The 16,977-nt window shown below is 63.5% G+C and carries 17 protein-coding genes; 8 read left to right on the forward strand and 9 right to left on the reverse strand.

The window, feature by feature from the left end; all coding sequences use genetic code 11:
- Window positions 1-97: 97 nt before the first annotated feature.
- The 4 genes from LZ536_RS09925 to LZ536_RS09940 all read left to right on the forward strand — a co-directional run bounded on the left by LZ536_RS09925 (window position 98) and on the right by LZ536_RS09940 (window position 5,358).
- Window positions 98-1,867, forward strand: coding sequence for an ABC transporter transmembrane domain-containing protein (locus LZ536_RS09925; RefSeq protein WP_249848639.1), 1,770 nt, complete (start codon window positions 98-100; stop codon window positions 1,865-1,867).
- 68 nt (window positions 1,868-1,935) lie between these two features.
- Window positions 1,936-2,439, forward strand: a complete 504-nt coding sequence (msrB, locus tag LZ536_RS09930; RefSeq protein ID WP_249848640.1) for a peptide-methionine (R)-S-oxide reductase MsrB — start codon at window positions 1,936-1,938, stop codon at window positions 2,437-2,439.
- Window positions 2,436-4,139, forward strand: coding sequence for a cytochrome c biogenesis protein DipZ (locus tag LZ536_RS09935; RefSeq protein WP_249848641.1), 1,704 nt, complete (start codon window positions 2,436-2,438; stop codon window positions 4,137-4,139). Before msrB ends, LZ536_RS09935 begins: the two co-directional genes overlap by 4 nt.
- Window positions 4,140-4,179: 40 nt before the next feature.
- Window positions 4,180-5,358 carry a BaiN/RdsA family NAD(P)/FAD-dependent oxidoreductase gene (locus LZ536_RS09940; RefSeq protein WP_249848642.1) on the forward strand — a complete coding sequence of 393 codons (1,179 nt, stop codon included), beginning with the start codon at window positions 4,180-4,182 and terminating at the stop codon, window positions 5,356-5,358.
- Here the strand turns inward: LZ536_RS09940 and LZ536_RS09945 are convergent.
- The 7 genes from LZ536_RS09945 to LZ536_RS09975 all read right to left on the reverse strand — a co-directional run bounded on the left by LZ536_RS09945 (window position 5,355) and on the right by LZ536_RS09975 (window position 9,906).
- Window positions 5,355-5,966: a class I SAM-dependent methyltransferase gene (locus LZ536_RS09945; RefSeq protein WP_249848643.1), complete on the reverse strand. Its 612-nt coding sequence runs from the start codon at window positions 5,964-5,966 to the stop codon at window positions 5,355-5,357. The genes LZ536_RS09940 and LZ536_RS09945 overlap by 4 nt on opposite strands.
- 82 nt (window positions 5,967-6,048) lie before the next feature.
- Window positions 6,049-6,483 carry an ExbD/TolR family protein gene (locus LZ536_RS09950; protein WP_249848644.1) on the reverse strand — a complete coding sequence of 145 codons (435 nt, stop codon included), beginning with the start codon at window positions 6,481-6,483 and terminating at the stop codon, window positions 6,049-6,051.
- Between the two features lie 18 nt (window positions 6,484-6,501).
- Window positions 6,502-6,993, reverse strand: a complete 492-nt coding sequence (locus LZ536_RS09955; protein ID WP_249848645.1) for an ExbD/TolR family protein — start codon at window positions 6,991-6,993, stop codon at window positions 6,502-6,504.
- An 82-nt stretch (window positions 6,994-7,075) separates the two neighbouring features.
- Entirely contained in the window at window positions 7,076-7,849 is a 774-nt protein-coding gene (locus LZ536_RS09960) for a MotA/TolQ/ExbB proton channel family protein (protein ID WP_249848646.1), read from the reverse strand.
- A 50-nt stretch (window positions 7,850-7,899) separates the two neighbouring features.
- The gene (locus LZ536_RS09965) at window positions 7,900-8,547 is read right to left on the reverse strand and encodes a TonB family protein (protein WP_249848647.1); all 648 of its coding nucleotides are present in this window, start codon (window positions 8,545-8,547) and stop codon (window positions 7,900-7,902) included.
- 187 nt (window positions 8,548-8,734) lie between these two features.
- Window positions 8,735-9,154, reverse strand: coding sequence for a dihydroneopterin aldolase (locus tag LZ536_RS09970; protein ID WP_249848648.1), 420 nt, complete (start codon window positions 9,152-9,154; stop codon window positions 8,735-8,737).
- Window positions 9,151-9,906, reverse strand: coding sequence for an SDR family oxidoreductase (locus LZ536_RS09975; RefSeq protein WP_249848649.1), 756 nt, complete (start codon window positions 9,904-9,906; stop codon window positions 9,151-9,153). Before LZ536_RS09975 ends, LZ536_RS09970 begins: the two co-directional genes overlap by 4 nt.
- A gap of 45 nt (window positions 9,907-9,951) precedes the next feature.
- Between LZ536_RS09975 and LZ536_RS09980 the strand changes: the two genes are divergently transcribed.
- From LZ536_RS09980 to LZ536_RS09995, 4 genes are read left to right on the forward strand one after another with little or no spacing between them, the layout of a single operon-like run.
- On the forward strand, window positions 9,952-10,497 hold the full coding sequence (locus LZ536_RS09980; RefSeq protein WP_249848650.1) for a DUF1285 domain-containing protein: 546 nt from the start codon (window positions 9,952-9,954) through the stop codon (window positions 10,495-10,497).
- Entirely contained in the window at window positions 10,494-11,075 is a 582-nt protein-coding gene (locus LZ536_RS09985) for a CoA pyrophosphatase (RefSeq protein ID WP_431357956.1), read from the forward strand. The genes LZ536_RS09980 and LZ536_RS09985 overlap by 4 nt, the downstream gene beginning before the upstream one ends.
- Window positions 11,066-12,253: a CCA tRNA nucleotidyltransferase gene (locus LZ536_RS09990; protein WP_431357942.1), complete on the forward strand. Its 1,188-nt coding sequence runs from the start codon at window positions 11,066-11,068 to the stop codon at window positions 12,251-12,253. The genes LZ536_RS09985 and LZ536_RS09990 overlap by 10 nt, the downstream gene beginning before the upstream one ends.
- Before the next feature lie 44 nt (window positions 12,254-12,297).
- Entirely contained in the window at window positions 12,298-12,696 is a 399-nt protein-coding gene (locus LZ536_RS09995) for a DUF2541 family protein (protein ID WP_249848652.1), read from the forward strand.
- Here the strand turns inward: LZ536_RS09995 and LZ536_RS10000 are convergent.
- The gene (locus LZ536_RS10000; protein WP_249848653.1) at window positions 12,693-14,456 is read right to left on the reverse strand and encodes a putative bifunctional diguanylate cyclase/phosphodiesterase; all 1,764 of its coding nucleotides are present in this window, start codon (window positions 14,454-14,456) and stop codon (window positions 12,693-12,695) included. The two genes, LZ536_RS09995 and LZ536_RS10000, sit on opposite strands and share 4 nt — an antisense overlap.
- A 112-nt stretch (window positions 14,457-14,568) precedes the next feature.
- Complete coding sequence (gene parC / locus LZ536_RS10005) at window positions 14,569-16,800, reverse strand: DNA topoisomerase IV subunit A (RefSeq protein WP_249848654.1); 2,232 nt, start codon at window positions 16,798-16,800, stop codon at window positions 14,569-14,571.
- Window positions 16,801-16,977: the final 177 nt, after the last annotated feature.

A 16,977-nucleotide genomic window follows, 5' to 3' on the forward strand; every position in this document is an offset into this window, starting at 1 on the left:
GGGGCCGAACGGGTCCGCATGCAAGGTAAATGCTGCACTGCACCTCTTGCGTTGCGGCAATTGAGGCTTGCCCGCCACACTGCTAGTCGGTGCGCTAATGGCTACCGACCCAACGACGCCCGCCAAGCGCAGCCTTTCCAGCCTGCGGATGGTCTGGGACCATGCGACCCGCTATCCCGGTCATGTCGTGGCGGCGGCCATTGCATTGCTCGTTGCAGCCGCCGCGACGACCGGCGTTCCGTACGCCTTCAAGCTGATCATCGACAAAGGCTTCTCCGGCAGCGGCGAGATTGGCCGCTGGTTCGAATATCTCCTGCTGCTGGTGCTGGTGATGGCGGCGGCCACCTCCGTCCGCTTTTATTTCGTTTCCTGGCTGGGTGAGCGAGTCGTCGCCGACATCCGGCTGGCGGTTCATCGCAACCTGCTCAGGATGGCGCCTGGCTTCTTCGAGGAGAACCGGCCGGCCGAGATCACCAGCCGAATCACCGTGGACACGACAATCATCGAACAGGTCGTTGGAACGACCATTTCGGTCGCCCTGCGTAACATCGTCATGGGCATCGGCTGCGCAGTGATCCTGTTCGTTCTGGCACCGAAACTGGCCAGCATGATGCTGCTCGGCATTCCGCTGGTGGTGATCCCCCTTACCGTGCTGGGCCGCCGGGTCCGGGCGATTTCGCGAAAGAGCCAGGACCGCATTGCCGACGTTGGAACCGTTACCGGCGAAGTCCTCGGCGCGATGAAAGTCGTCCAAGCTTTCAACCAGCAGCAGCGCGAGGCCGAGCGCTTCCGCGACGCGACCGAGACGGTCTTCGCCACTGCCAAGAAGCGCATCCTCCTGCGCGCGCTGATGACCTTCACCATCATCGCCCTGATGTTTTCGGCGATCACCTGGGTCATCTGGCAGGGGGCCATCGACGTTAGCGCCGGCAGGATGACTGGCGGCACGATCGCAGCGTTCGTGCTCTACGGCGGCCTTCTGGCCGGCGCCTTCGGAGCATTGTCCGAGGTCTATGGCGACCTGTTACGTGCGGCAGGGGCAGCAGAGCGCCTCAGCGAATTGCGCAATGCCGAGCCGACGATCAAGGCCCCTGCCCAGCCGACGCCCCTGCCCGAGCCGGCAAAGGGATTGCTGGAGTTCAAATCGGTCGAATTCCGTTACCCGACGCGTCAGGACGTATCGGCTCTCCACGAATTCTCGCTGGCGGTCAGGCCGAACGAAAGGCTGGCAGTCGTCGGCCCATCGGGATCCGGCAAATCGACCATCTTCCAGCTGGCGCAGCGCTTCTACGACCCGCAGGCGGGCAGCGTTTCGATCGACGGCGTGGACTTGAAGGCCGCCGATCCGGCCGATGTCCGCTCGCGTATCGCGATGGTGCCTCAGGAGACGGTGATTTTCGCCGCTTCGGCCCGTGACAACCTTCGCTACGGCAACTGGGTCGCCACCGAAGACGAGCTTTGGGAAGCCGCGCGCGATGCCAATGCGGAGGCCTTCCTTCGTGCCCTCCCCGAAGGACTCGACACATACATGGGTGAAGGTGGCGCCCGCCTGTCCGGCGGCCAGCGCCAGCGCATTGCAATTGCCCGAGCGCTATTGCGCCGCGCGCCGCTGCTATTGCTCGATGAAGCCACCAGCGCGCTCGATGCCGAGAGCGAGAAGCTTGTCCAGGACGCGCTGGAACGGTTGATGGAAACGCGGACGACGATCATCATCGCGCATCGGCTGGCGACCGTGCGCGCAGCCGACCGGATCATCGTCCTGGATCAAGGCCGCATCGTCGAGGAAGGCACACATGCCTCGCTGAGCGGCTCGGAAGGTCTCTATGCCCGGCTCGCGCGCCTGCAATTCGACGGGTTGGCGGCATAACCGGTCGGCATTGTTACCATGCCGCCTGTTCAGTCGGCAGCAAGGCCATTTGCCGCTAAACGGCGTGCATGCGACGCAACATTGGTAGACGAGCCTTTCTAGGCCTGGCCGGCACAGCGACCGTCGGCGCGATTGCGACGGCGGCCTGCAGCCGCACCCCAGCCCGCAAGTTCGAGATCCAGCTGTCCGACGCCCAATGGCGGCAGCGGCTGGGCAATGAGCGCTTCCACATCCTACGCGAAGCCGGCACCGAGCCTGCCTTCACCAGCCCGCTATTGAACGAGCATCGCAAGGGCACGTTCGTCTGCGCGGCCTGCAACTTGCCTCTGTTCAGTTCGGCGACGAAGTTCGACAGCGGCACGGGCTGGCCGAGCTTCTGGAATGCCCTGCCGAACGCGGTCGTCTATAATCGCGACTTGTCCTTCGGAATGATCCGCACGGAAGAATTATGCCGTCGCTGCGGCGGGCACCTCGGCCATGTGTTCGATGACGGCCCGCGGCCCACCGGCAAGCGGCATTGCATCAACGGCCTGGCGTTGAAATTCGTGCCCGCGACCGGACGCGCTGCATGACTTTATTTCTGCTCGCCTATTTGGGTGGCGTCCTGACCATCCTCAGCCCCTGCATCCTGCCGGTGCTTCCCTTCGTCTTCGCCCGCGCAGACCGGCCGTTTGTGAAGAGCGGCCTGCCCTTGCTGGTCGGAATGGCCCTGTCGTTCGCGGCCATCGCCACTCTGGCGGCGGTCGGTGGTGGCTGGGCAGTGGAAGCCAATCGGGTCGGCCGCGCAATTGCGCTGATCCTGTTTGCCGGCTTTGCGCTCCTGCTGATCTTCCCGAGCCTGTCCGATCGGGCGATGCAACCGCTAGTCCGGCTTGGGGAGCGGTTGTCAGGTCCGGGCCGCAAGGAAGGCATTGGCGGGTCGTTGCTGCTGGGACTTGCGACCGGCCTGTTATGGGCACCGTGCGCGGGCCCGATCCTGGGGCTGATCCTGACTGGCGCGGCGTTGTCCGGGGCGAGCGCGAATACGGTCCTGCTACTCCTCGCCTATGCGCTGGGCGCCGCGACCTCGCTTGGCTTGGCGCTGCTGATCGGCGGCAGGGTTTTCACGGCGATGAAGAAGTCGCTGGGCGCCGGCCAGTGGGTGCGCCGGGCGCTTGGCGTGCTGGTGCTGGCGGCCGTCGTGGTCATCGCGCTGGGCCTCGACACCAAATTGCTGACCAAGGTCTCAAGCAGCCAGACCAATGCGATCGAGACCGGCCTGGCGAAGGCGCTGGGCATGGAAGACCGCATGCCGAGCGGCGGCTCCGCCAGTCTCAGCGACCAGGGACCGATGCCGCCATTTGACGGCGCGACGGGATGGCTGAATAGCGCGCCGCTCGATGCCAAGGCCTTGAAAGGCAAGGTCGTCCTGGTCGACTTCTGGACGTACAGCTGCATCAACTGCATCCGAACCATCCCCGAGATCGAGGCGCTGCATAAACGCTATGCCAAGGACGGGCTGGTAATCGTCGGCGTCCACACCCCGGAATTCGCCTTCGAGCGTGACCCCGCCAACATCCGCAAGGCCATCGGCGACTTCGGCATCACCTACCCCGTCGCCATCGACAGCAACTACACAATCTGGCGCGCCTTCAAGAATCAGTATTGGCCGGCGCATTACCTTGCCGATGCCGATGGACGCATTCGCTACCACCATTTCGGCGAGGGCGGTGCGGCACAGACTGAGGCGGCCATCCGTACATTGCTCGCCGAGGCTGGACGCAATCCGGGCGACGGAATGGCGCAGGAACAGGCCCAAGGGGCGAGCGCGGCTGCGTCCGGCGAGGCCGCGACCCGCGAAACCTATGTCGGCTTCGGGCGAGGCGCGAATTTCGCGTCGCCGGGCGGGTTCGTGCGCGGCAAGCCGGCGAGTTACGCGGTTCCGGCTCGACTGGCGCCTGGCCAGTGGGCTTATGGCGGGCAATGGACGGTCGAGCTGTCACGCGGCCGATTGAACGCGGCAGGCGGCTCAATCACCATGCGGTTCAAGGCTCGCGACCTGCACCTGGTTCTGGGTAGCCCAAATAGCAAACCGGTCCGCTTCAGGGTGGCGCTCGACGGCAAGGCACCCGGCGCCGACCACGGCATGGATATCGACGCAGCAGGCAACGGCCAGGTAACGGACCACCGCCTCTATCAGCTCATCCGGCAGAAGAGCGGCGCCGCCGAGCGGACCTTCACCATCACTTTCCTCGATCCGGGCGTCGAGGCCTACGCGTTTACCTTCGGCTAGGTTGGTCGCCATCCGTCTTGCGACCCGCTAGGGCGCGGCCATGGCCCCTCCCCGCACCTTCGACGCGATTATCATTGGCGCCGGCGCGGCGGGCATGTTTTGCGCCGCGTTGGCGGGGCAACGCGGGCGGCGCGTGCTGCTGATCGATCACTCGCCGGAGCCGGGGCGCAAGATCATCATCTCCGGCGGCGGACGCTGCAACTTCACCAACGTCGGCGCGGGCGCCGGGAATTTCCTGTCCGCCAACCCGCATTTCGCCAAGTCGGCTCTGGGACGTTTCGCGCCGGCCGATTTCATCGCACTGGTGGATAAGCACGGCATCGCCTGGCACGAGAAGACGCTGGGGCAGCTGTTCTGCGACGGCTCGTCGAAGCAGATCGTCGCCATGCTGTTGGATGAATGCGCGGCTGGCGGGGTTGAGCTCGCCTTCGGGCAGGCTGCGACAGTCGAGCATCGGGACGGCGGCTTCGAAGTCGGGCTGGGCGCTAAAACGGCACGGGCGCCGGCATTGGTGCTGGCCACAGGCGGCCTGTCGATCCCCAAGCTCGGCGCCACGAGTTTCGCATATGACGTCGCGCGGCGCTTCGGCCTGAAAATCGTCGAACCAAGGCCAGCGCTGGTGCCGCTGACCCTTCCGGGCGAGCAGGCCCTGTTCAAGACCCTCTCGGGCGTATCGGCGGAGGTCGTGGCCAGCGCCGGAACCGGGCGGTTTCGCGAGGCCGCCTTGTTCACCCACCGCGGCCTGTCGGGGCCGGCGATCCTCCAAGTCTCCTCCTACTGGAAACACGGTGAGCCGGTGACGATCGATTTCCTACCCGACCGACAGCGGGGCTGGTTGCGGCAGGCGAAGCGAGAAGAGCCGCGCGCATCTTTGCGGCGTATCGTCGGGCGCCTGCTCCCTGAGCGGCTGGCGGAGACCTTGCTGGAGCAGGTCGGGGCTGGCGGCGACGTCGGCAACATAGCCGACCGGACGCTCGAAGATATCGAGAAGCGACTGGCCGGCTGGCAGTTCACGCCCAACGGAAGCGAGGGGTTCGCCAAGGCCGAAGTCACGATTGGGGGTATCAGCACTGCCGAGCTGTCGTCGAAGACTATGGAGGCGAAGCGGTTGCCGGGCCTGTACGCGATCGGCGAAGCGGTCGATGTCACGGGCTGGCTGGGCGGTTATAATTTCCAATGGGCCTGGGCGAGCGCTCATGCCGCGGCGCAGGCGCTTTAGGCTCGCCTGAACACCGCCCATTGGAAGCGTTGGTCCGAGCCCCAGGGCGTGATGTGGGTCTCGATCCAGTCGGCGACGGGCACGAAGTCATCACCGAGTTCAGCCGAAAGACCGGCGGCGTCGTATCGATGAACAGGGAGTCCGCTGCATTTGTCAGGTCCATCGAGGGCGAAGGTGGCGACGATGACATGGCTGCCTGGGTGGGTACCGGCGAGTAACGCGCGCCTGTAGGCTTGGCGCTCGTCGGGTGTCGTCAGGAAATGGAAGACCGCGCGGTCGTGCCAGATGTCGTAGGTTCTTGTCGGGCGCCAGTGGCGGATATCGGCGATCTCCCAGTGGGCCTGATCGGCGCGGGCGCCGAGCCTCCGTCGAACCGCGTCCAAGGCGGGCTCGGCAATGTCGACCAATGTGATGTCGGACCAGCCGCGATCGAGGAGTGCATCCGCAAGGACAGAAGCCCCTGCCCCGATGTCGACCAACGACTGCGAAGGGTTCGCGTCGATACGGTCGAGCGCCTCTAGTGAAGGCGATGGAGAATCTTGGAACCAGCTAACCTCGCCGGGCTGCTTGGTCTCGTACACTTGTCGCCAATGATCGCGCGGATCCATGGGGCGAGCCTAGGCGCGGCGGGGCCAAACAAAAAGGGCGGCCCGTTGCCGGACCGCCCCTCTTCTTAAGCGGGTGGACCGCCTAGAAGGCCTTCATATAGGCTTCGTTACCGATGAAACCCATCTTTTCGACATGGGCCCGCTTGGTGACCGCGAGCACCTCGTCGACCGTGCCGTAAGGCGCCTCCGGCTCGGGCTGCAGGTGCAGCTCGGGGATCGGGTTCATCTGCTGCGAGACGTCCAGATACTGGCGCAGCTGGTCAAGGTTGACCCCCGTGCCATTCCAAGTGACGGTCCCATTCGCCGTGATCGAGAGCACGTTCTTGATCGGGTCGACCGGCGGCGGCGTGTTGTTCGCCTGGTTCACCGGCAGGTCCAGCTTCACCGCGTGAGTCTGGACCGGGATGGTGATGATTAGCATGATAAGAAGCACCAGCATGACGTCGATGAGCGGCGTCGTGTTGATGTCCATCATGGGTTCGCCAGATTCATTGTCACTGGTGGTTTGCATCGCCATGGCGATAGTCTCCTGGCGTTACAGGCGGGTCGTGACCGCACCCGGGGGTGGTTCAGAGATGAACCCGACCCGAGCGAAGCCCGCGCGCTGCATGGTGAAAATGGTACCGCCGATGCACTTGTACGGCGTGTTCACGTCGCCGCGGATGTGCGCCTCCGGCATGTTCTCTTCGGTGACGTTCTGAGCGCCGCCAACATCCTTGATGAGCTTCTCAAGCTTCTCGACCGCCCGCTTCAACAGCTCATCGCTGTCGACCTTGGTGATGTTCCAATACACCTCGCACGTGCCGCCAGGGCCTGCGCGAACCGAAAGGTTGACGTTTTCCGGCTTGGTCGTCGTCGGCTCGTAACGGACCGACGGCAGCTTGACCGGGATCGCCTGCAGAACGACCGGGACGGTGATCAGGAAGATGATGAGCAAAACCAGCATCACGTCGACGAGCGGCGTGGTGTTGATGTCAGACATAGGGACGTCTTCGCCCTGGTCGTGCTCGCCTACTTGCATTGCCATGTCTTGGCTTCCTCGAAACTACTTTACCGCCTTCGGATAACCCGGGCCGGCGCGATCTGGGACGCCGGCCCGAGCCTAAGGCTTAGCTGACGCGGGTCGGCTCGTTCGGAGCAGTCGCGCGGGCCGGAGCCGGAGCCGCCGCCTTCGGAGCCGGGCCCGAGGCCATCTTCGGCTTCACCGCACCGTTCGACATGATGTAGCCGTGGATGTCGTTCGTGAAGGCCGCGAGGTCTTCCATGATCGACTTGTTGCGGCGGATCAGCCAGTTGTAGGCGAGCACCGCCGGAACGGCGACGACGAGGCCGAGCGCGGTCATGATGAGCGCTTCACCGACCGGGCCGGCGACGGTCGAAATGTCCGCCTGACCCGACGCGCCGATCTTGATGAGGGCGCGATAGATGCCGATGACGGTACCGAACAGGCCGATGAACGGAGCGGTCGAACCGACGGTCGCGAGGAAGGCGAGGCCTTCACCCAGGCGGGCGCCGATCGAACCCTGCGAACGAGCGAGGCTGTTGCCCATCCAGTCGTGCTGGTCGATCGGATCGGTCAGCTTGCCGTGCTGGTCCTGAGCAACGAGCGCATCGTCGACGATCGCACGATAAGCACTGCGCGATTCCAGCTTCGTCGAAGCTTCCTTCAGGTTCGCGGAGTTCCAGAAATTGGCGCGGACCTTGTTACCTTGGCTGATGATCTTCTGCTGCTGCAGCAGCTTGGTGAAGAGGATGTAGAAGCTGAAGATCGACATGCCGACCAGGATGATGAAGACGGTCCACGAAATGAGACCGCCCTGCTGGAGAGCCTGGAACAAGCCGTACGGATTGTTGCCGGCCGGCGCTGCTGCTGGAGTTGCCATAATTCAATTTTCCTTTTCGTAATCCGGTAATGTTTCGACTTTTACGGTTTCTATTCGAGACGCCAGGTGACCCTGCCGGTGACAGTCGCGCTCACGGCATTGCCGTTCGCGTCCTGTGCCGGCTCGTAACGGGCCCTGCGGGTAAGGATGCTGCAAGTCGCGCTGTCCAGGGACCGCGACCCGCTCGATGACGAGACCGAGCAATTGCTGACGCGGCCATTGGCGCCAATGGTCAGGGTGACCACCGTCGTGCCCTGTTCATCATTGTCGATCGCCTGCTGCGGATAATCGTCATTCCGGATCAGGCCCTGAAGGCTGCCCGAAAGGCTCTTCGGCTCCGACCGCTTGGGCGGAGGCGGGGGTGCAGGCGGTGCCGGCGGCGCCATCGGCGGCGGCGGCGCAGTGATTTCACGCTGCTGGAGCACAATCGGCGGCGGCGGCGTGTTCAGCTGAACCAGCGGCGGCGGCGTCATCGGCGGCGGCGGAATATCCACCGGCTCCGGCGGAGGCGGCGGCTCTTCAGGGGGTGGCGGCTCTTCCTCGACATCGAACGTCTTAAGGTCCTGAGCGGCCTTCTTCATGACGTTATAAGCCAGGCCGGTCACAATGGCATAGCCAAGAACCAGGTGGATGAGCGCAACGATAATGATCGCAGCGGTGCGATTCGAGCTCATCTGTTTGCGTTGGGCGTATGCCATTAACCCGCAACTCTCCTCAAAACCCGTGGCGGGAAACCACGGAAAAGACCGGACTCACAGACGCGTGTCCTGCCTGAATGGAACCCACTGATGTATCAACATATCATCAGCAGAATGCGCGCCTCCTTAATTGAGGCAAAATGGCGGCGCAACGAATTTTGTTCCTTTGCCGTTACGCCCATGAAACTTAGTCCGGCCGGTAACGAGGGTAGGACGCAATCTCGACCCCGACCGCTCTCGCATCGGCATAAATGTCTGGCTTCGAGCTTCTCACGCGCAACGCTTTGACGCCGCGCATGGCCGCAAACCGCTGGTAAATCGCGTGGACCAAAGTCTCCTGCAGATTGTAGCGACGCTCACCAGCGATGCGGCAAATTTCATTACGTAGCAGGTCGTAATCCCAGGCATTGGCAGGATCATCCCCGGCGGGCGGGTCGAAGTCGTCGAGCCAAATTTCGACCGTCACCAGCAGCCGCTGAGGCGCGCCCACTTCGAAATCGTGGAAGCCGATGTCAGCCTCAACCTCGAGCGAATCGAGTAGGATGCTGCTCGACTTGACCCGCAGCTCACGCGGAACCAGCCCGTCCAGTTTGACAACCTCGCTCATCGCCCCTCCGAAACGTCACTATCGCCGTAAGGCGACAGGAATTGGACATCGCGAGACAGGCCCCAAAAGCGCTGTCCGCCGTCGATGGTCAAAATCTCGCCAGTCATGGTCGGCGTTGCGGCGAGGAAGCGCACGGCAGCGGCAACATCATCCGGTTCCACGCCTCTCTTAAGCGGATTGAACTCGTGCATCGACCGGTAATTATCCTCATCCTGCCCGGGTGAACGGAGCATGAGCGCCGGAGCAATTCCACAGACGCGGATGCCCCTTCCCGCCAAGGCCCGCGCCGCTAATTCGGTGAAGCCTGCAAGCGCCTGTTTGGACAAAGTGTAGCTGAGGAAATCCGGGTTTGGCGCCGAAAGCTTCGCATCGAGCAGGTTGATAACGAGCGCGTCACCACTCTCATGCTGGGAGGCCAATGCCTCCGTGAGCAATACCGGTGCACGCAAATTAACCGCCATGTGGGCATCGAGTTCGGCGGAATCGAAGCTGCCGAGCGTGTCGGGAGCAAAGCGCGCGGCATTGTTCACAAGCAACCGTACGGGTGGCAGGCGATTGGCGGCTTCGAAGATTCGCGAAGCGCATTCCCGTTCCGCAAGGTCGGCCACGACGCGTATGGCGCCCGGCGGCACGTCGTCGCCTTCATGATGTGCGTGAGCGACGACCGTCCAGCCGTCAGCCAGCAGCGTCTCCGCAATGACGCGGCCAACACGCTTGGCAGCGCCGGTAACGATGGCGGTGCGCGATTCCATCGCGCGTCATTGCGTCGGCGCGCCGGCAATGACAACAGGGCTCGCATGCCCGAAACCCGCCAACCGATCCGTGTCGCCGGCCAGCCATTGGACGCGCTGGCGGAAGTGATTGGTGCGCGCCGTTTGCCCCCGGTCGAGCGCTGGGACCCGGCCTTGTGCGGCCATTCCTGCATGCGCATCGCCGCGGACGGCAGCTGGTATCACAATGGCGAGAGGATCGAACGGCCGGCAATGGTGCGACTGTTTTCGACCGTGCTCAGGCGTGAACCGGACGGCAGCCATGTGCTCGTGACACCGGTCGAGAAGCTGACAATCGACGTGGATGTCACCCCATTCCGGGCGCTGGCGATGAGCCATGAAGGTGACGGGGAAAAACGCCGGATTGCCTTCGAGATCGACAGCGGCGACGCGGTGATCCTGGGCGCGGCCCATCCGTTGCGGATGATCGATGAAACGCCGCGGATCGAGGTTCGGAACGGGCTGGAAGCGATTGTTGCACGCCCGCTCTATTACGAACTCGCCGACATCGCCTTGGCCGAGGGTCATCAGCCGCCAGGCATCTGGAGCGACGGGTGCTTCTTTCCGCTGTGACCCTCGCCGAACGCCTTCGCGCCTCACTGGCGCTAGAATCGCGGGAGGGGCTGCTGCCCGGAGACCTGATGGAAGGCGCCACCGATGTCGGCAAGGAGGCGGCGGTGCTGGTTGCCATCACCGACCGCGATGAGCCCGGCGTAATCTTCACCGTCCGCCGTGAGCACTTGAGGACTCATGCCGGACAAGTCAGCTTTCCGGGCGGACGCTGCGATCCGGGTGAAGGTGCAGTGGAAGCGGCGTTGCGGGAAGCGGACGAGGAGATCGGCCTGCCCCAGTCTGTCGTTGATGTATGGGGGATGGCAGACCGGTACCGCACGATCACCGGATACTGCGTGACGCCGGTACTGGGCCTCGTCCCGGCAGACCTGGCGCTTGCGCCGCACGAACACGAAGTCGCCGACTGGTTCGAAGCGCCCTTGTCCTTCGTGCTCGATCCGGCCAACCAGCAACTGATGAGCGCCGAGTTCCAGGGCCGCACGCGGCATTATTACGAGATCAACTGGCAGGGCCGGCGCATCTGGGGCGCGACCGCGGCAATGCTGGTCAACCTCAAGCGCCGACTGGAATGGGCATGAGGCTCGACGCCGAAAAATGGCGCGCGCACCGTGGGGTCGAACGGATCCTGAAGGCGCTTGGCTCTGCCGACGGCCTGACCCGCTACGTGGGTGGCGCCGTCCGCGACGACCTGCTCGGCTTGCCGGTCAACGACATCGATTTCGCTACGCGACTGACCCCGGACCAGGTCGTCGAGCGGCTGGAAAAAGCGCACATCAAGGCCGTGCCGACCGGCATCGACCATGGCACGATCACCGCGGTCGCCGATGGCCAACCGGCCGAGGTGACGACACTCCGCGCCGATGTCAGCACGGACGGGCGGCGGGCGACAGTCGAGTTCACGGACGATTGGATGGCGGACGCATCACGGCGCGACTTCACCATCAACGCCCTCTACGCAGACCCTGAGACCGGCGAAGTTCACGATTATTTTGGTGGCCTGGACGACCTGAAGGCGCATCGGGTGCGGTTCATCGGCGATCCGTTGACCCGCATCGCCGAAGACCATTTGCGCATCCTTCGCTTCTTTCGCTTTCACGCCCGGTTCGGAGACGGCAAGCCGGACGCTGAGGCGATCGCCGCCTGCGCGGCGCGCGCGAACGACCTGATGGCGCTCAGCCGGGAGCGGATCGCCGACGAACTGCTGAAATTGCTCGCGCTCACTGATCCATCGACAACGGTGGAGTTGATGATCGAGCGCGGAATATTCACGCCGGTCCTGCCTGAAATCGTCAGCGCCGAACCTTTGCGCTCGTTACTGGCGGCCGAGCAGGAAGCCGGTTTTGAGCCGGACTCCCTGCGGCGGTTATCCGCGTTGCTGCCGAGGGATGCCGCGACAGCGGGAGCGACTGCCGCGCGGTTGAAGCTGTCGAACAAGGCGCGGAAGCGGATTGGACTGGCAGTCGACGCCGACTTGTCGGACAGTCCTCAATCCCTGGCCTATTGGATAGGTACGGAGAGCGCGATCGACCGGCTGCTCCTGGCTGGGCGAGCAAGCGACGCTCGCGAAATCCGTGATTGGGCAGTGCCGAAACTGCCAATCGGGGGCGGCGACCTGATCAAGCTGGGGATCACGCAGGGCCCGCGGGTGGCCAAGACCTTGCAAGCGATTGAGCAGGCCTGGGTTGCGGATCAATTTCCGGAAGGAGACGCCTTCGCGGCCATCGTGAGAAAGGCAGTCGATAGCGAAACCCGGTAATTCTACTGATGGCGTTGTTACGTGTGCGCCAGCGATAAGCGGGCATGCGCGTTATCCTGCTCCCCGCAGTGGCCGCATCTCTTGCCGCCACTCCCCTCGCCGCCCAACCGCATGGCCTAGCGCACTCCGCCAATCTTGGTGAGCAAAATGTCGGGGACACGCTCGAGCGCGACGTGCTCGACGTGCCAGCGAGCGGTGCTTACTCCGAAATTCGGATTTGCGCCTGGAAGAAGCCGGTGCGGCTGTTCGATGCGACCGTGCAGTTCGATGACGGATCGCAACATACACTGAGGGCCGCCCGGCAAGGCGCGATCATCCCCAGAAGCGGCTGCACGAACTGGCTGCACCTCGGCGGACAGCGCACGATCAACAATGTTCATATGAATTACTGGGCCGAATATTTCGGCCCCACGCGCGCCGACATCGAGGTTCGCGGCCGCTAGGCCTTCCGGCGACCTTTCCAATATTCGAGCGCGGCGTCCGGCTCGAGCGGCTTCGCGAAATAATAGCCCTGACCGCTGGCGCAGCCGAGGGTCGCCAAGGTCGTCGCCAACTCCACGGTTTCGATGCCCTCTGCAGTTGTCGACATGCCGAGCGCTTCGGCAAGGCTGAGCACGGCGCGGACGATGGCGACGCTGTCCGGATCGACCATCATGCCGGTAACGAAGCTGCGGTCGATTTTAAGGACATCGATCGGCAAACGCTGCAGGTAGGCAAGACTGGAGTAACCGGTTCCGAAATCGTCCATCGCGACCGTGGCATCGAGCGCCTTCAGCGCTTCGAACACGCGTTGCGCGCGGAGCGGGTCCTGGACGATCGAGCTTTCGGTCAGCTCGAGCGTCAGGCGATCGCCGTTTAATCCGTGCGTGCGCAATGCGCTCTGGACAATACCGGCAATGTCGTCTCGGGCGACCTGGATCGCCGACAAATTGACACCGACGTAGACCGGAAGCGTTTCGCCGGCCTTGCGATCCCACTCCGCCAGTGTCGTCGCGGCACGATCCATCGCCCAGCGGCCGAGTGTCAGGATGAGCCCGCTTTCTTCGGCGACGGGGATGAATTCGGATGGGCTGATTTCGCCCCGATCATCGTGATGCCAGCGAGCCAGGGCCTCAAAGCCAGCAACCTCTCCTGATTGCAGGTCGATCAGGGGTTGGTAGAAAAGTTTCAGTTGGTCCTTGTCGAGGGCACGGCGCAATTCGGTCTCGATCGAGAAGCGGCGCCGGGCGGCGCTGGCTTCCTTGGGCTCGTAGACCTGGGGCTTGCCAGCCACCTTGGCTTGCTTGACCGCAAACTGGGCGTTGCGAAACAGCTCCTCGGAATCCTGGTCCTTTTGCATGATCGCGACGCCGATCGCGCATTCCACGCGGATTTCGAGCTCGCTGAGCTTGAAAGGGGCGGTCATCACGTCCTGGATACGTTCGGCGGCAGCAAGCGCATCTTCGATGCCGCGACGAAGAGTGACCAGGATACCGAATTCGTTTCCGCCGGTGCGGGCGAGCAGATCGCCAGCGCGCAGGGCCGAAATCAGGCGGCGGGCGAAGGTGATGAGGAGCTCGTCCCCGGCAAGGCTGCCCATCGACTCATTAATGCGGCTAAAGCGCAGCATGTCGACGACGAGCACCGCATGTTCGAGTTCGCCGGCGCTCTTTTCGCCGGCTTTCTCGACGAAGTCGGTAAAAGCGAGGCGGTTGGGAAGGCCGGTCAGGCTGTCGCGCAGCATTTCCGCCCGCAGCGCCCGCTCGGCCTGGACCTCGACGGTGCGGTCGACGAGGCTCAACAGGCATCGCGGGCCATCGCATTTGCGCCGGGCAGGCAGTGGCGCAAGCTTGATGCGGAAATAGCGGGCGGAGATGCCTTCGCCGTCGCGAAACTCCAGCTCTTCAGCATTGTCAGAGCCGTCGAAAAAGCGCTGCAGCAACTCCGCAATCGGTCCGGTCTGCAAGCAGGCTTTTTCTTCCGCCTGGATGCCGGCGGTGCAGGTCGAGGACGAGACGGCGTCGGCAAACTTCTGGTTGTACGAAACGAGGAGTAGGCGTTTGTCTTCAGTCCGGCCGATCACCGCCGAGGCGATAGGCAATGCGTTGAGCAGGGCTTCGTGATCCGTACCGGCCCGGCGCGCTTCCTCGACACGCGCATCCTTCTCCGAAGGACCCGTACCGGCGCGCGAAAACGCCTCCGCTAATTTGGCGGCAGCCTGCATGAGTGCCGGGTTAAACGGGAGAGGTTAATGTCTCGTTGCGTGGGCAGGTTAACGGCAACATTTGTTGTCAAAGCTAATCTGTGTTTGATTCGCGCCTTAAGGCTTTGAAAAATTACCGAAACTTATTGCTACGTGGGAAGCCGAGCGGCGGCATCCGACCGGCCGCTCCGCGGGCCGCACGCCAAGGCGTTAAATCGGTTTCCGTACGGGTCCGCCCGCTCTCGCCGCCAAGGGCCCAGCTTAGCCCATCGGCAAGTTTCAAGGTCGTTACGTCAGCCAGGCCGCCATCGCGGTAACGCTGGAGGGTGACACCTTGCCCGCGCGCCAGTTCCGGCAGTTCGGACAATAGGAAGACGAGCATTTTCCGGTTCTCGCCGATAACCGCAACGGCATCGTCGCCTTCGGCGAGCGGCTCGACAACCGCGACCTTGGCCCCGGCGCGCAGGTTGACCAGCTGCTTGCCCTTGCGGGTCTCGGCAATTGTCGCCTCGCCGCTGGTGAGGAAGCCACGGCCATCGCTGGCGGCGACGAGCAATTTCATGTCGGGTTTCACGACCATCAGGGTGACGATGCCGACCTCGGCCGGAAGATCGATGAGCAGGCGCACCGGTTCACCGAAACCTCGTCCACCGGGCAGCTTGTCGCCACCGAGCGTATAAACGCGACCGTCTTCGGCGGCGAGCAGCAGCTTGTCGGTCGTCTGGGCGTGGAAAATCTGCTGGAGCGCATCACCCTCGCGGAATTTCAACGTCTCCGCGTCGTCGAGCGCGACATGGCCCTTCATCGCCCGGATCCAGCCGCGCTGCGACAGGATCACCGTGATCGGCTCCTTCTCGATCATCGCCGACCAGTCGATGTCTCGGGCAGTCGTCACGACTTCTTCGATGCGGGTCCGGCGCTCGTCGCCGAACTTCTCCTTCATGGTGCTCAGGTCCCGTTTGAGGCGGGTACGCTGGCGGGCCGGGCTTTCGACCAGCTTGACGAGGTCATCGCGCTCCTTCGAGAGGGCTTCGCGCTCCTTCCCGATCTCCATTTCCTCAAGCCGGCGCAGGCTGCGAAGGCGCATGTTCAGGATTGCTTCGGCCTGCCGGTCGGTGAGCGAGAATTCCATCATCATGACGGCCTTGGGCTCGTCCTCGGTGCGGATGATCTCGATGACGCGGTCGAGGTTGAGGAAGGCAATGAGGAAGCCGTCGAGCAGTTCAAGCCGATCGTCGATCTTGGCGATGCGGGTCCGCGACCGGTTGAGAAGGACCTCAATCTGGAACGCAAGCCAGGCGGTAAGCGACTGCTTGAGGCTCATGACACCCGGCGTGCGGCTGGCATCGAGCACGTTGAGATTGAGCGGGAAGCGGACTTCAAGGTCCGTCAGTCGGTATAAGCTTTCGAGCAGCAACTGAGGATCGACGGTCCGGCTGCGGGGTTCAAGGACGACGCGGACCTGTTCATCACTTTCGTCGCGGACGTCGGCGAGGATCGGCAGTTTCTTGTTGGCGATGAGGTCGGCGACCTGCTCGATCAACTTGCCTTTCTGGACGCCGTACGGGATCTCGCTGACCAGAAGGTGCCAGCCACCGCCCTTTTCCTTCTCGATGCTGATGGAGGCACGAAGCCGGAAGCTGCCGCGGCCGGTGGCATAGGCCTGAGCGATGGTTTCGCGGCTGTCGACCAAGACGCCGCCGGTCGGAAAATCCGGACCGCCGACAAAGTCCATCAGCGCCGCATCTTCAGTATGCGGATTGTCGATGAGCTGGATGGCGGCGTCGGCGAGCTCGCTGACATTGTGCGGCGGAATACTGGTTGCCATGCCCACAGCGATGCCGCTGGCGCCATTGGCGAGCAGATTCGGGAAGAGTCCTGGGAAAACCTCCGGCTCCTCTTCCTCGCCGTTGTAGGTGGGGCGGTAATCGACCGTGCCCTCGTCGAGGCCGGCCATGAGCTGTGTCGCAACCGCGGTCAGCCTGGCCTCGGTGTAACGATAGGCCGCGGCATTATCGCCATCGATATTGCCGAAATTTCCCTGACCGTCGACGAGCGGGTAGCGAAGCGCGAAATCCTGGGCGAGCCGGACCATGGCGTCATAGACCGAGGCATCGCCGTGCGGATGATACTTGCCGATGACGTCGCCGACGACGCGGGCGGATTTCTTGTAGGCGCTCGCCGGGTCGAGCCGGAGCAGCCGCATCGCCCAAAGCAGGCGGCGGTGGACGGGCTTCAGGCCGTCGCGGACGTCGGGCAGAGACCGGGCCGTGATCGTCGACAGCGCGTAAACCAGGTAGCGCTCCGAAAGGGCGGCGTCGAAGGGCGTGTCGATGGTGGTCGAGGGAAGGTCGTCGGCTTGCATGATCAGCGGCTTAGCAAGGCCCGCGCCCCCGCGTCAGCCCGAGGGCGATATTTATCCACCGATTTTGCATCATTTAGCTGCTGGGGCTGCTGTCCCGATCCGGCACAGGGTTCTGCCTAAACATTTGTTGCCCAGATTATAGTAAATGACTAATTAACCACATCTGCCGACTCCGGG

Source organism: Sphingomonas alba (genome assembly GCF_023516555.1).
Classification (GTDB): domain Bacteria; phylum Pseudomonadota; class Alphaproteobacteria; order Sphingomonadales; family Sphingomonadaceae; genus Sphingomicrobium; species Sphingomicrobium album.